This window comes from Ruegeria sp. CL5, assembly GCF_056536485.1.
The window spans coordinates 12,679-27,301 of sequence record NZ_JBQFPS010000021.1 but is presented as its reverse complement, the minus strand read 5'-3'; the positions used below and the strand labels follow the sequence as shown (position 1 = coordinate 27,301).

General features: G+C 50.4%; 10 protein-coding genes and 2 pseudogenes. 8 read left to right on the top strand and 4 right to left on the bottom strand.

The window, feature by feature from the left end:
- The 6 genes and pseudogenes from ACR0IU_RS21785 to rfbA all read left to right on the top strand — a co-directional run.
- Positions 1-96, top strand: a pseudogene (locus ACR0IU_RS21785) (IS5/IS1182 family transposase); the annotation flags it as partial.
- 146 nt (positions 97-242) lie between these two features.
- Positions 243-380 (top strand): hypothetical protein, encoded by a 138-nt coding sequence (locus ACR0IU_RS21780; RefSeq protein ID WP_480717730.1) that lies wholly within the window; start codon positions 243-245, stop codon positions 378-380.
- Between the two features lie 982 nt (positions 381-1,362).
- Entirely contained in the window at positions 1,363-1,941 is a 579-nt protein-coding gene (rfbC, locus tag ACR0IU_RS21775) for a dTDP-4-dehydrorhamnose 3,5-epimerase (protein WP_480717729.1), read from the top strand.
- Positions 1,938-2,978: a dTDP-glucose 4,6-dehydratase gene (gene rfbB / locus ACR0IU_RS21770; protein WP_480717728.1), complete on the top strand. Its 1,041-nt coding sequence runs from the start codon at positions 1,938-1,940 to the stop codon at positions 2,976-2,978. Before rfbC ends, rfbB begins: the two co-directional genes overlap by 4 nt.
- Before the next feature lie 79 nt (positions 2,979-3,057).
- On the top strand, positions 3,058-3,900 hold the full coding sequence (gene rfbD / locus ACR0IU_RS21765; protein ID WP_480717727.1) for a dTDP-4-dehydrorhamnose reductase: 843 nt from the start codon (positions 3,058-3,060) through the stop codon (positions 3,898-3,900).
- Positions 3,897-4,781, top strand: coding sequence for a glucose-1-phosphate thymidylyltransferase RfbA (gene rfbA / locus ACR0IU_RS21760; RefSeq protein ID WP_480717726.1), 885 nt, complete (start codon positions 3,897-3,899; stop codon positions 4,779-4,781). Before rfbD ends, rfbA begins: the two co-directional genes overlap by 4 nt.
- Positions 4,782-5,419: 638 nt before the next feature.
- Here rfbA and ACR0IU_RS21755 read toward each other — a convergent pair.
- The 4 genes from ACR0IU_RS21755 to ACR0IU_RS21740 form a co-directional block, all read right to left on the bottom strand.
- Positions 5,420-6,454, bottom strand: coding sequence for a hypothetical protein (locus ACR0IU_RS21755; protein ID WP_480717725.1), 1,035 nt, complete (start codon positions 6,452-6,454; stop codon positions 5,420-5,422).
- Entirely contained in the window at positions 6,451-7,932 is a 1,482-nt protein-coding gene (locus ACR0IU_RS21750; RefSeq protein WP_480717724.1) for a GMC oxidoreductase, read from the bottom strand. The genes ACR0IU_RS21755 and ACR0IU_RS21750 overlap by 4 nt, the downstream gene beginning before the upstream one ends.
- Positions 7,933-8,085: 153 nt before the next feature.
- Entirely contained in the window at positions 8,086-9,204 is a 1,119-nt protein-coding gene (locus ACR0IU_RS21745) for a nucleotidyltransferase family protein (RefSeq protein WP_480717723.1), read from the bottom strand.
- The gene (locus ACR0IU_RS21740) at positions 9,201-10,229 is read right to left on the bottom strand and encodes a hypothetical protein (protein WP_480717722.1); all 1,029 of its coding nucleotides are present in this window, start codon (positions 10,227-10,229) and stop codon (positions 9,201-9,203) included. The genes ACR0IU_RS21745 and ACR0IU_RS21740 overlap by 4 nt, the downstream gene beginning before the upstream one ends.
- Before the next feature lie 717 nt (positions 10,230-10,946).
- Between ACR0IU_RS21740 and ACR0IU_RS21735 the strand changes: the two are divergent.
- Positions 10,947-11,641, top strand: a pseudogene (locus tag ACR0IU_RS21735) (DDE-type integrase/transposase/recombinase).
- Between the two features lie 264 nt (positions 11,642-11,905).
- Positions 11,906-14,224 carry a GumC family protein gene (locus ACR0IU_RS21730; protein WP_480717721.1) on the top strand — a complete coding sequence of 773 codons (2,319 nt, stop codon included), beginning with the start codon at positions 11,906-11,908 and terminating at the stop codon, positions 14,222-14,224.
- Positions 14,225-14,623: the final 399 nt, after the last annotated feature.

Here is a 14,623-nt window from a genome sequence, read left to right as displayed (position 1 = left end):
CGTGTCGCCACCCGATATGACAAGACTGCAGAAAGCTACCTCCGCTTCATTGACATCACATCGATCCGACTCTGGCTGCGTCAATTGTCAACATAATCTAGGAGGGAGCAGTAAACGCACAATGGATTCCGAGCGCGCCCGAACACATTTTCCATCCTGCAATGCGGCGGAAAGCTCGTTGACCTGAGCCCCAGAAATTCCTCCAGTTTTGTGTGAAGTCCGCCCGATCAGAGGATGGACACATGAAGACGAGATTCGGCGACGAGCAGATCATTCAGATGACCAAAGAGCACGGGGCTGAGGAGAAAATGACCAACGTGTGCATGCGTAACAGGATCAGCCAAGGCGCCTTCCACAAGCCCAAGTATACCGGTACGTAAGCATCTGACGCTAGGTGGCGGTTCATCAGGTGGGCCAGCGACGGGCGTGTGCAGCCCTGAATGTGGACTACTCGACTGTCCGGTATCAATCCCGCTGGGTCGGAGGCGAACTGCGCGATGCAATGAAGGCGATTGCGAAGGAGCGCCGCAGGTTTGGATTTCGCCGGCTGTTGTGATGGTAGTGCGCCGAGGTTTCGAGGTGAATCACAAAAAGTCCTACCGTGAAGAAAAGCTCCAGATGCGCCGTAGGGGTGGCTGGAAGCGGCCTCTGGCGCCAGAAGGCCAATGGTTGTTCCGATGGCCAGGCGCAGGGGGCTGGGACACTACCAAACGGTTTAACCTGCAATGTGGTGCTGCGATTGGTGCAAAAAAACCGGCGTACACTGGAACGACGTCACGCCCGGCAAACCCCAACAGAACGTGTTCATCGAAAACTTTATCGGAAGTCCCAGAGATGAATGACTGAACGAGGCGCTCTTCAGTTCACTGGGTGGGGCCCGTGACACGCTGCAAGCATGGAGGAAGGACTACAATCCCACAGACCACATTTGACGCTCGGAAACCTGACATCGAGAGAATTCGCAATGAAAACAATGATTAACAAAATAGTCGCGTAAGGCCATCAAACCAACCCAAGGACCCTCAGTGAGATGAAGGAAGCTTGGGGCTTAGATCATCCTGCATCGCTACGTCATCGTATTGTTGCATGACGTATATGAGAAATGGCTGATGCGGGACTACAGATGGTGTTACGTAAATTTGCGTTTTGCGCCTTTTCGAGGCATGTATTGGCCAGGATTGCAAAGGGCCATTTCGGGTAACTGAGGAAGTCCCAATCTACAGATAAAGGCTGAAATTCTAGACATACGCGCAAGTACCTATAATGTGTTGATGAAGTTCGAAGTCCAAAGACTGGTTTCAATTTGTTCATTCTGAAGCAATTGCATTTTGCTTCTGCTTTTGTAAGCAGAGACTGCGAAGCATGAAAGGCAGAGTAGTGCAGGTTAAAAAGACGGTTCTACAAGGCGTTTTGCTAATAACACCAAAACGGTTCAGAGATTTTCGGGGTTTTTTCAGTGAAAGCTGGAGCAAGTGCGTAATGGCAGAACATGGCCTCGATCATGATTGGGTTCAAGACAATCATTCACTTTCATCAAGGGCGGGTACTTTGCGCGGACTGCATTTTCAGGCTCCACCCCATGCCCAGGACAAACTAATTCGCTGTGGACGTGGCGCATTATTCGATGTTGCCGTGGATATCCGAAGAGGCTCCGTCACTTATGGGCAATGGGTCGGATTCGAATTGAGTTATGAGAATGGGCGGCAGTTGCTAATTCCCGAAGGTTTCCTGCACGGATTTGTTACGTTGGAGCCCGACACAGAGATCATCTACAAATGTTCGGATTACTACGCACCAGAGTGCGAGAGTGCGGTTCGGTTCGATAGCCTCGACATTGACTGGAAGCTAAACGGGGCTCAACCTATCTTGTCGCAAAAAGACGTTGAGGCTCAAGCTTTTGAATGCTTCGATAGCCCATTTGTCTGGGGAGGCACCTCGTGAAATTGCTGGTAACGGGTGGCGCAGGATTCATAGGCTCAGCTGTTGTGCGGTTGGCAGTGTCGATGGGGTATGAGGTGATCAATCTTGATGCTTTGACTTACGCTGCGTGCCTCGACAACTTAGCTTCGATAGGCAATAGCCCGCTCTACACCTTTGAGCAAGCCGATATTCGTGATCGCGTAGCCCTTGATCGTATCTTTGAGAGGCATACTCCCGATGCCGTAATGAATCTGGCCGCGGAATCCCATGTTGATCGTTCTATCGACGGGCCCGGAACCTTTATTGAGACCAATATCACTGGCACTTACCAGCTATTGGAGGCAGCACGCGACTACTGGTCGGCGCGCGACTTTCAAGACACGTTCCGGTTTCACCATGTTTCTACAGATGAAGTATTTGGCACACTCGGCAATATCGGTAAGTTTACTGAAGAATCTCCTTACGATCCGCGCTCGCCTTACTCGGCCTCAAAGGCGGCCAGTGATCACTTAGTGCGTGCATGGGGCGAAACCTACGGACTACCGATATTGATCACCAATTGTTCCAACAACTACGGGCCCTATCACTTTCCAGAAAAACTGATCCCAGTCGTCATAATCAACGCGCTTTTGGACAAGCCAATCCCTGTTTACGGCCAGGGAGAGAACGTACGTGATTGGCTTTATGTAGAAGACCACGCTGAAGCGCTGTTAAGGGTACTAGAAAAAGGAGTGGTAGGTCGCAGTTACAATATCGGTGGAGAGAACGAGGTACGCAACATCGATCTGGCACGCATGATTTGTGCAATATTAGACAAAAAGTTGCCGAAAGAAACCTCCTATTTGGAACAAATCATCTTTGTCGCTGACCGTCCAGGGCACGATTTACGCTATGCGATTGACCCTTCAAGAATGCGCGAGGAGTTGGCTTGGCGACCCACCACTACGCTTGATGAAGGGTTGGCGCGTACTGTACAATGGTATCTCGACAATGAACTTTGGTGGCGAGCTCTTCTGGATCGCGGCGGTGTAGGTGCCCGTCTGGGGATTGTAATTTGAGGCAGGCAACAAGGCTTGTCGGGAGCGCGCTTTACACGCGCGAGATGTTGACTACGCATTTGCGGTGGATTCTTTTGACATGACTATTCTCGTCTTTGGAAAGACCGGTCAGGTGGCCATGGAACTGGCTAGGTTGGACGGGGTTACCTGTTTGGGACGCGATCAAGCGGATCTGAATGATCCCAGCGCATGCAAGGCAGTGATCGCGGCCAGCGAAGCGACAGCCGTGATAAATGCTGCAGCATATACAGCCGTCGACAAAGCGGAAGAAGACCCTAAAACTGCGATGGCGATTAATGCGATAGCTCCCACAGCTATGGCAGAAGCGGCAGCGGCGAAATCGATCCCATTCGTGCAGATTTCTACGGATTATGTATTTGACGGTTCTGGTAAGGCTTCGCGGCGACCGGAAGATGCCACCGGCCCACTGGGCATATATGGCGCTTCCAAGCTGGGTGGAGAAAATGGGATCAAGAAAGTTGGCGGTACTTATGCTATCCTGCGCACTTCTTGGGTATTCTCCATTCATGGCAACAACTTTGTAAAAACTATGCTGCGTCTTTCCCAATCGCGCAATAATGTTTCTGTAGTAGCAGATCAGATTGGGGGGCCGACGCCCGCGGAGGCTATTGCCGAAGCTTGTCTAATAATTGCTCGAACTCTCGAGATAGAACCTGACAAGGGCGGAACCTATCATCTTTCGGGCGCACCGGATGTCTCTTGGGCTGACTTTGCGCGCGAAATTTTTAAAGCCGCACAGCGCGATGTGGCCGTGGAGACCATTTCCAGCAGAGCCTACCCGACTCTCGCCGCGCGACCGTTAAATTCACGCCTAGACTGCGCCGCACTCTCGTCAATTTTTGGAATTAAGCGTCCGGACTGGCGCAGAGAAACACATAGAATAGTTAAGGCACTTACATGACAGCACGCAAGGGCATTGTTTTAGCAGGAGGATCTGGTACCCGACTCTACCCGATCACACTGGGGGTCTCCAAACAGCTTCTACCAATTTACGACAAGCCGATGATCTATTATTCGTTGTCGGTGTTGATGCTGTCAGGGATCCGTGATTTCGCAATCATTACCACGGTGGAAGATCAGGCACATTTTCAGCGCATGCTGGGTGACGGCGCACAGTTTGGCGTCACGATTGAATGGATCGTGCAGCCCAGCCCTGATGGATTGGCGCAGGCGTTCATTCTCGCTGAATCCTTTCTGGCTGGGCATCCTTCAGCCTTGATACTGGGTGATAACCTCTTCTTTGGTCACGGCCTTCCCAAACTCATGGCTGCGGCCGATCTAATAGTAGAAGGCGCTACTGTCTTCGGATACCAGGTGACAGATCCAGAACGTTACGGTGTCTTCGATTTCGAAAAGGACGGTGCTGTACGCGGCATTGTTGAAAAGCCTTCTGTTCCACCGTCAAATTTTGCGGTAACGGGGCTCTATTTCGTCGACGGTACAGCACCGAACAAAGCTCGTGCTATAAGGCCTTCGGCACGGGGAGAGCTGGAAATTACCTCCCTGCTCGAAATGTATCTCGCCGAAGATCAGCTGCGTGTCCAGCGCATGGGACGTGGCTATGCTTGGCTTGATACTGGAACGCACGGCAGCTTACTCGACGCTAGCAATTTCGTTCGCACAATTGAAACCCGCCAGGGTCAACAGATCGGGTGCCCCGAAGAGATCGCGTTCGAACAAGGTTGGATAGACCGAGATGATCTCATAACACAGGCCGAACGATATCAGAAGAATGACTACGGTCGGTATCTATTGAAGCTGGCTGCACATTCGCACAATTGAAATAGCGGCGGCACAGTGCACTGCAGCATCGCAGAGATACGCTTACCACGCCGCCATTGATGCGCTGATGATAGTTCATCTGCTGTTTCGGAGATTGTTGGTATAAACTTGAAACCCGAGCAATTTAACGACGGGGTATGGTAAAATTGTGCTCTGCCTTGATGCTTTATCGACACAGTTACTGTTATAGATTTGCAATTGAAGATAAAGATTGGTTTCAACCGGTGATCGACCAAGAACGGCTCGATTTGCTATGTTCAATAATCCTGAGAACGGCGTTTAGCAATTCGATTGCGGTAGCGGCGGGTTGATCCCACTGCGGGCGGCAGGCAAGTCGCCCATCTTCGTCTTGCCTTTTGTAACTGAGGAGAGCGAGCGGATCGTTCCTGTGGAATTGAATCGTCAAGTTCGTCTGGCCTGTGTCGAAGGCATGAGCGATCGAGAAGCGGCCCGGTAATTCGAGATATCTCGGACAGCGTTCACAAGATACTAGTGTTCTTTACCCGACCTGAATATCGGCGGTCAGCACCGACCCGGCATCCGAAGGTCGATGGTTTCACGGGGATCATTGAAAAATGGTTGTCGGAGGACCAAGAGGGCCTCTGCAACGCAAAGCTACCCAGGTCATACCCAGTAGCTTACCGTTCTCGCCTATGAAAGCACAGAGTGGTACGTAGGACACTTTGCTGTGGGTTACGCATTTGCAGGTCACGAAATCGCTTTAATCGCTCCACGGCTGTGGTGGCAACGTAGTCGTAGAGACCGTCAACAATGTCATACTCCACGCAATCGGAAATCAGGTCTTCGATCAATCTTGCATAACTTCTTATTTTCAGACGATTAATTGTGGTTTTGTCTTCGAGATACTCGTATGGGAGACCTGCCATGTATTGCTCAACAGCATCGGCGGGCAACGTGTCCCCATTGAGCGATATCGGCTGATACCAGCCAGACGTCTCCTGCGGAAATCCAAATAGATGGCCACCGCCTGTGTCACCATCAGGTGCATGGTTGGATATCCAACCGTGGGTTCCGGTTACAGATATGGAGCCGCGCGTGTAGTCCCTTGGCATGATCGCCTGGCAGGAAATATCGTTCCCGGTGACAATCGCATATGACGTTTTGCCATCTTCCGATTTTGTTGCCTTTATCGAACGGAACCAGCGCGTATCGGCAATGGATCGCAGGGCTGCCAGCCCGTGATAACGATAGCTCATGCGATCCAGTATGATCTGTTGCGGCGTACCTATCGCACTGCGGGCAATGAGATCTTTGATGAGCAGTATTGGGGAGAGCTTAAACCAGTCCTCCCCTACGATGACCGACTTGAAGTCTGAGAATGTATGCGGTTTTACAAAATCAGAAATTCGCAGAGGCGGCGTATCCATAACAATGGAAATATCATTCCTGCGCGGAATATCGTTGAGCGCATTAAGAACGTCTCGGATCGCGTTCGTACGCACAGCTACGATAACTATATCGATGTCTTCAAAGTACTTCGCATCCAAGGATGTGATCGTGGACAGCTGGGTGCCATCTGGTAGCGCCACAGAACGAGGCTTACGGCTATGGATACTAGAGAGCACGACCTGGTCTCCCAAGGCCAGAATGGCGGGTAGAACCGTGAACTTGACGCGTTTTCCCGCACCAATGATAGAGATTTTCTGCGTCATAAGAGCTTTACCTTAAGCCGGGCCGCGAGGCGAAGAGCCAGAGCAACTATGGTGAAAGTTGGGTTAGCAAAACCGCCGGAGGGAAATACTGAAGACCCGGCAATGTGCAAATTGTCGATGCCATGTACCTGACATTGCACATCAACAACGGAGTTAGTCGGATCTTCGCCCATTCGTGTCGTGCCCATATGATGCGAGGCACTGGAATAGGGCAGCTCGTCGATCTTCGGCGGTCGGCCCGAATCCCAGGAAAGCGTTCCAGCGCCGGTGTCATCCAGCAGGGTCTGGATTTCGTCATGCAGCTTCAGGATTGACTGCAATTCAGCTTCTGATGCCTTCCAGCGCACTTTTGACAATGGCATTCCAATAGGGTCGAGCCTCTCCGAGAGAGTCACCTTGTTGTCGGGATTCGGCATCATTTCCATATGATAGTTGATCCGAAACTTGCGGCCAGGCTTCCGGAGCCCCATCTTCCTTGATACAAGAAACCACAAATATCGGACGGCAAGGCATTTCTGGACCTTATACAGGTCGCGCAACAGTTCGACGTATAGTTTCAAATAGTTCGGGCGGTGTTTGATTAGCACAAGTGTCGAAAAGAGCTTGCGTATCTCGGGGGTGGGCACCACGTCCACCGCCGCCCGCCACACAAAGTACGAATTGACGAAGCGCCCGATTTCGCGCGTTTTAGGGGCCATATATGACCCGGTATCCATCCTGTGCCGACCATTCGGCGGAAATGCCATGCCAAGATTGCCTGGAAAGGACATTCCAGGATTGAGCGTCACCGTCGCAACACTTCCGCTCGGGTGATCCATATAATAGCGACCAACGACATCATGTGTGTTTCCGATTCCGTTTTTCATCTGGCTATTTGACGCCAGCATAAGACGCGCGTTTTCAATGCCACCCGCAGCTAGAACATATTCTCGCGCGATCACTCGCATCGTTTTCTGGTTCGGTTTGGAATGAGCTTCCAGATACGCCACTCGGGACAAATCATCTGCGAGGACGACATTTGTTGCTGTACATTGCAGAAACACGGACGTCGTCTCACTTTTTACGACGACCTTACCTATTGTTTGGCCAAAATCCAATTGTCCCTTGTCGAGCCAGTAAACCGAAGCGGGCCTAAGGCGCGTATCCGGTGCGGTTGCCCATTGAGCGTAGTCTTCGAGTGCAGGCCCTTTATGGATTATGGAGGCGCGCGCATAGTGTGGGTATAGTTCCTCGACTCCGATGGGCCAACCACTGCCTTCACTCCAATTTGTCCCTTGCAGATCTTCGGGTGTTAACGGCAACCACTTTCCTGACCAGGCGGTGGTGGACCCTCCGAACTGGCGAATACGCGCATGACGCGGTACATCGCATTCAGGGCTTTCGACGTCGGAAAACGCCTGTGCAGCAAGGTTCCGATCAAAGTCGCCAGTATCGAGGATTGCGATCGTAATGCCCATGTCGATCAACTCATGTGCCACAGACAGACCCGCAGCACCTGCGCCAACAATGCATAGATCTACGTCGAGCCTAGCTGGACGGTCGGAAGTGCTTGATTGACACATCATAATGAGTTCCGCCCAAGGCTGAATAATAACCGTTTCTTGTTGCTATGCCCGTCCGGTTAGGCGCCCTCATCGCTGGTTCCTTATTCTTGCCCAGTGGTTTTTACATACGTCACGCCACCACGATAGGTTTAACAGGCGAGAGAATATGTACCCGCGATATTCGGGCGATTTCGAAAGAGCCTTTACCTTGGACGCAAAAAGACGAGAGACATACTGAATTTTGCGGCCGCGCGTGCCACCGAATCTGCCGATTGTAGAAACGGTCGAAGGGTTTTCCAAACTCAAGAACTCACTACCATCCGGAGACTTCAAAGATTCAAACATATCCTCAAAGACAACAAAATTACCCGCCAAACCATACTTTTCAAGGCGTGCTTGCACGGCGATGGGATCGCATCTGCTGCGCAATTCCGTCCAATCCAACCATGAACGCAAATCAAGCTCACCAGTATGGTGATCGGCATGTGCAATCAAGTGGCAGGCGCGGTCTTCGGGCGTCATAATCATAAGACGGCCACATGTCGTCGCAATGGCTTGGGACAATACTTCTTCTGCCGGTAGAATCTGATTCATCGGGTCGCGGCCAACTTCAAAATGAAGCTCCACTGGTAGTTCCCAGTCAGAATGCAGGATCTTAGGTAAGTGATGTTGGGGGTGTGCAACGCCGCGTTGGTTGATGTTGCCGTTTGATCGAGACAGCGCGACAGGCACTGTAGTCGCACCAATTTCGTAAAGAGCCGCTTTTGCAGCCTCAGTAAGATCACGAGGCACAAGGAGATCCAGATCTCCGATGAAACGGATACCAGAATCTTGGTGCAAAGGGTCCAGCAGATCCCCGCCACCTTTCATGACGACACACGGAATCTTTGCCCGTGCAAACGCTGTGTTGATCTGTTCAAGCTGCCTTCTCGCCTGTGACAATCTCGACTGGTTAGCCTCGTACATCGTTCTAAAATATATGTATGAATCCCTTGGCACCGCCTCACGCAATTGGGCCACTTCGATAAGTACTTTCCCGACCAATGCATGAACATGATTGCCCTGGGCAATTCTCACTAGATTTTCGGGTTGTGTTGCACGCAATAAAACTGGCAACTCGTGAGGCACGACATCCGAAACATAGGCTTTTGCAATGAGCAGAACTGCTCTATGCGCGTCGGACAAGCGTACTTTGGCGCTGGTCATGTTGCTACGATATCCATGCAAGCTCGAATAGATTGCTTGGATGAAGAATACCGCAATTTGTAGAATGGAACCGCGTTACAAAGGGAAGCAAGTGGCCGGATTTGAGGGTCACGGCGACAGGCGCGCGCACCAGAAACTATACAAGCTGAAAAGGCTTCTTCAGGTGACATGGGTTGCAGCTCAAACGCCCCGTTCTCAATATATTCCGGCACTATAACCGCGCCAATATCCACTTTGGAGCCCAAAGATGCTCCGGCGGGCAGGGACAAGTACGTAACATTTTCTCGTGCGCTTTTTGGCTCTCCATGCAGCGCTACTAATTGTTTGATCTCCGGCAGGAACATTGCCCCCGATTTGACTGCAGCTGCCGTTGGAAAGGAAAACACCGATTGTCCATCAGCCGAAAGAGGAATATGGTCGTCGGCCAGAAACCCAAACCCCTGGGCAATGAGCCCCTGGCTGAGAGTGGATTTTCCCGATCCGCTTTCTGCAATGAAAAGCATGGCGCGGCCGTTCGAAGCTAAGACAGCTGCACCATGTAGCACCGCGCCCACTTCGGTAGGGTTGAAAAGAACCTGTGCCGCTTCCTTCAACAAAAGGAACCGCGCTTCATCCCGGTCGGTTCTGCTCCATATTGGAATACCATTTAGGCTCAAGGCGAAACCACCCTGTGCATCAGTGACACATCGAAATACTTCTGATGCAGGAGCGTTGGACTGCTTTGGATCACAACAGGCTAAAATCTGCTTCAATTCACCGGATAAAATTTCGCTGTCCAATTCGACAACTAAGTGACCCCCAGGACCACTGAAGCTAATGCGTTTCGCGACAACATCCGGACTTTCTTTCGCGGGGCGGGGAAATGGTGCCGGTTTCGCTTCAAAGAGTCCGGCAGCTCGCCAAGTGTCAATAATTTCAAAAACGACTTTTATATATGCTTGTTTGTCAGCAGAACTGACTTCAAGGACATCCGTCAATTGGTTCACAATGTAGGATGCAGCGCCTGCGGACTTGACTTGTTCCAACACTGCAACGCCTAGAGCATTAGTTACAACAATACAGCCGCTCGAAGCCGAGTGGAGCACAAATGATTCCCCAATCGGGGCGGTTTGCAGCTTTCTTGACGCACATTGGATAGCGTCGAATCCAGCCAGCGACCTGCCCAACTCAAGCAACCTTAGCGATTTTACTATTTATCATCGCCCCAGAACAACCTGGCTCGACGATTAGCGCGCCTGCGTTTCTTCCGTTTTTTTCTCCGCTTTTTTTTCTTCCAGCGGACTCTCTCATCGTCTTCATCGTCTGGATGGTAACCAGTCCCGCTCGCTGCCGACTTAGCAACTGCTTCGGATGCTGAGAGCACGACTGTCGATGTTCCCCCAACGACCGCGGTATACTTCAAAAGCGCTGCAAGAACTTCTCTGCGCTCCGTGTTTTCAATGCCATCTTCTTCAGAATTTCTCACTACCATACCCACACACCGATGCACCTTTGTTACGATGTTACCAACTTAGTTGGCAAATGTCACGATTTCGGAGCAGTTAATATCGACCAAATGCGCACACAGCGAGTCGCAGGTAAACAATCTGATAAAAGTGCACGTATTGTTGAATAATGCCGGAATATGTCGCGAATTTTTGAAGCCCGCTGTATCAGATATAATCCACCTTATCGTTGCATTGGGTTATTGGAGAGGAACAGGCAGCAGTGATCTCAATCAAACGCGCGCATTTCCGAGGGGCATGATCTTGTACGGTGTCTTTTTCTACCAGTGTCACATTGTTTCTTTTCGAGATCTGGAAGAAATCATGGCCGAACCAGGCGTCCCGGTGGATCATGCGACATTGAACCACCGGATGGGATGCTTTGCCGGCCTCAGGGGCGATGCAGCGCGATATCGTTGAGTGTGCCGCAGATCGTTCACGTGGCAGGGATGAGAATGATATAAAAGTATAATATCATTGTTTATACCTTTTCCGAGCCATCGACAAATTCAGAAGAAGGTCGGATTCTATGCTGTGCAAGCGGCGGTAGAAAGCTGCGGCGACGCAGTACTTCACTCATATTCTAGAGGTGAACGAATTATCACATAAAATTGACATCGGCAAAAGCTAAGCGAACTCGGCCGGAATCCAGGTGACTAACAAGATGCTCAAGAAGCTATCGCTCTTCGATACTTAGTGAGATGGTCAGGCGGGTATGCCTCAGCAATAACATTAAACGGGATCAACAGTTTATCAAGCGCCGGATCAGTTTCATGCTGGGGTTTAGGTCGTTTGCTTCAGCTGCACCCGTCCAAGCCGACATCGAATTTGTTAACATGATCCGCAATGGTCAATTCACGCATGGACGCCCTTCGTTAAATCTGTTGTACAACTGGCAGGATAGTCGAAACGCCAGCTCCATCTATGCCGCTCTCAAAACAACAGCGAAATAACCCGTTCATTTATTCGGGTTTTGAAAAATAAATCATGGTAATATTTTTCCAGATCATCCATTTATGAATGCAATATACAAATGAGTACCGGCTCTCGTAAGCAAGAATGCTCTAACTTGAAGAGCTTGGATGAGGAAACTACATGATTTACATGAATACAAAATCTCAAAGATGGCGGTTTGCGAAACTCTTGCTGCACAAGTTTACACAACCACAAGACATTCGTTTTTGGTCTAAAATTGGAATCTTTCGAATGGGTATAAATTGAAGAATTCCGTTGAGCCTTTTGTCCTTTCAGAACCGATCAATATGACACAATCTCAGCCAGGCCCTGTCGGTGAGATCAACGACACGATTGATGTTCGTGGGCTTGTCTCTAAGTTCTGGCGTGGAAAGTGGATCATAGCGGTTAGCTTACTTATAGCCTATGTAGTTGCTTATCTGTCGAATTCTCAAGTCATCCCAACATACAGGGCGACTGCGATGGTGATGTTCGACATTGAAAGAAGTAACATCATCGAAAGTATCTTGGATGAAGAAGGGTTTGATAGGTCTCGACTAGCGGATCAGATGCTCATCCTCTCTTCAACCAATCTGATCACACGTGTGGTGGATCAACTGGACCTGGACCAGGACCCAGAATTCAACCCGGTGTTGCGCGAGTACGTGCCAAGTCTTATGGAGCGCGCAGGGAGCTATATTTCGCTTCCGCCCAAAATCGTCGAACTCATGGACGACTTTGGTCTCGTTGCGCCACCTTCGCCTCCTGTTGCCGACACCGAGGCCCGTCGGACCGCACGCGAAGAGCGGCTGCGCCAAGTGATCGTACGAAACGTTTTGCGTAATCTAGAATTGAATCCGATAGGTAATTCCAATGTGCTCGGTATCTCGTTCGTCTCAACGGACCGGAATACGGCTTCCAATGTCGCGAATGCCATTGCAAATCAGTACATCGTCGACCAGCTAGAAGCCAAACTCGAAGCGACACAAGCCGCTACAAGCTGGCTCAGCGTTCGGGTGGACCAATTGCGCGATGATGTGAAAACAGCGGAAGATAGAATTGAGGCTGCCCGCGCCGATCTCGCCAAAGAGCAAGGTCAGAGCCTAGAAATAACTCAACAGCAACTAGCGGAGCTTAACGCGAACCTACTTCAGGCGCGAAGTGAAAGCGCGCGCCTACTGTCAGATTACAAAAGATTGAACAACGCATTGAAAGCACCAGATCGTTTGGACACTGTTTCAGAATTCCGAGCATCGCCTGTAATCTCACAAATAAGGCAACAGGAAACCGAAATCGCCGCCCGTGTTGCAACTCTGAACGCATCGGTAACACAAGACAATCCGTCTTTGGTACTTGCCAAAAGGCAACTCGAAGAAGTTCGTGAACAGGTCCGCGAGCAAGTTCTCGAAGAGGCCGGTAAGATCGTCGTAGCTGTACAAAATGACCAGATCGCTGCACGAGAGCGAGTAGCGGCTTTGATCGCGCAAGTACGCGAACTTGAGGAGAAAGCGTTTGCTCAGGCGGCAGATGAGGTTGCGATGCGCCAACTTGAGCGCGAAGCCGAGGCTAGTAGAGGTCTTTACCAGATTTTCTTTGGTCGCTTGCAGGAGGCCGATGTACAGGAAGACTTGCAAGCGGCAGACGCACGCATCTTATCACCTGCTGAAATCCCTCTCCGCGCAGAATCGCAGCAACAACGGCGCACAATGCTTCTAACAATGGCGATGGGTGGATTGATTGGTGTGGGGTTAATTTTCTTATTAGACTTCCTGAACAATACCTTCCGCTCGCCCATACAATTAGAAGAGTTATCAGGTATGACGGTTTTAGGCACTCTGCCTTCGATTGGCTCTAGGACGAAACGTCAAGCTATTCTGGATCATTTGAGAGCCAAACCGAATTCCTCGCTAGCGGAATCCGTCCGAAACCTCAGGACCAGTATCCTGCTTTCAAACGTGGACAACCCACCTAAAGTGGTTATGTTCACCTCTAGCGTTCCGCGAGAAGGCAAAACCACAAGTGCTATGCTGATGGCTATGACGAGTCGCCAGATGGGAAAATCGGCGATTATCGTCGATTGTGATCTGCGAATGCCTTCACTCGTGGACATGCTCAAAGACGTTGGTAAACAACCTGGATTGCTGTCTGTGATCGATGGAACAGCATCAATCAAAGACGCGATTTACGAGGAGCCTACTTCAGGTGTACATGTACTCATGACCCGTACCAGAGAACGAAGAACTTCGATCAATGCCGCCGACGTATTATCTTCGCAAAGATTTGTTCACCTGATAAATGCCCTATGTAACGACTATGATCTGGTGATCCTCGACACGCCACCAGCGCTAGTGGTAACAGACGCGAGAATCCTATCAAAACTGGCGAATGCGGTGGTTTACGCTGTGCGATGGGACAAAACCCCGCGTGGCGCTGTGTTGGAGGGTTTGAAAGAACTGCAGTCCGTGGGTGCACCTATTGCGGGTCTTGTAATGACTATGGTGAACGAAGCACGAGCCAAGAAATATTCATACGATGGATACAACTACTACAAAGGCAAATACCAAGACTACTATGTGCAGTAGAATTGTAGACAGTTGCCCGGGTCGGTTTCAGTTTGTTGACTAATTACGCTCGCGCTGCCTGCTGGCAAATATCTTCATTAAAATGATGACGAAAATCAGTTCATGTTATGCTTCTAATGCGCACAATGTTTCGGGAAAATCTTCTTCTTCGCGGTGTTTCTCTTTGACCTCAATGGCACATTGTTCTAGGGTTAGAAACAATTCATGAACGAGCGAGGCATTTCGGTGGATCACATGACGTTGATGTGTGGTTGCATACCTGTGTTGGTTCGGCAGTCAGACAGAGCATTTCAAACGAATTTGTCAGCAGGCGAGTTAGCAATCACTCGGGAGTAGCGCAGGGCGAAAAGGAAATTGGCTGCGCACTTGAAACAATGAACATGATATTCAAGCAACCCT

Excerpts from the sequence above, each read along its gene's own strand:
- ACR0IU_RS21780 (WP_480717730.1), top strand. The coding sequence starts at position 243 with ATGAAGACGAGATTCGGCGACGAGCAGATCATTCAGATGACCAAAGAG.
- rfbC (WP_480717729.1), top strand. The coding sequence starts at position 1,363 with ATGAAAGGCAGAGTAGTGCAGGTTAAAAAGACGGTTCTACAAGGCGTT.
- rfbD (WP_480717727.1), top strand. The coding sequence starts at position 3,058 with ATGACTATTCTCGTCTTTGGAAAGACCGGTCAGGTGGCCATGGAACTG.
- rfbA (WP_480717726.1), top strand. The coding sequence starts at position 3,897 with ATGACAGCACGCAAGGGCATTGTTTTAGCAGGAGGATCTGGTACCCGA.
- ACR0IU_RS21755 (WP_480717725.1), bottom strand. The coding sequence starts at position 6,454 with ATGACGCAGAAAATCTCTATCATTGGTGCGGGAAAACGCGTCAAGTTC.
- ACR0IU_RS21745 (WP_480717723.1), bottom strand. The coding sequence starts at position 9,204 with ATGACCAGCGCCAAAGTACGCTTGTCCGACGCGCATAGAGCAGTTCTG.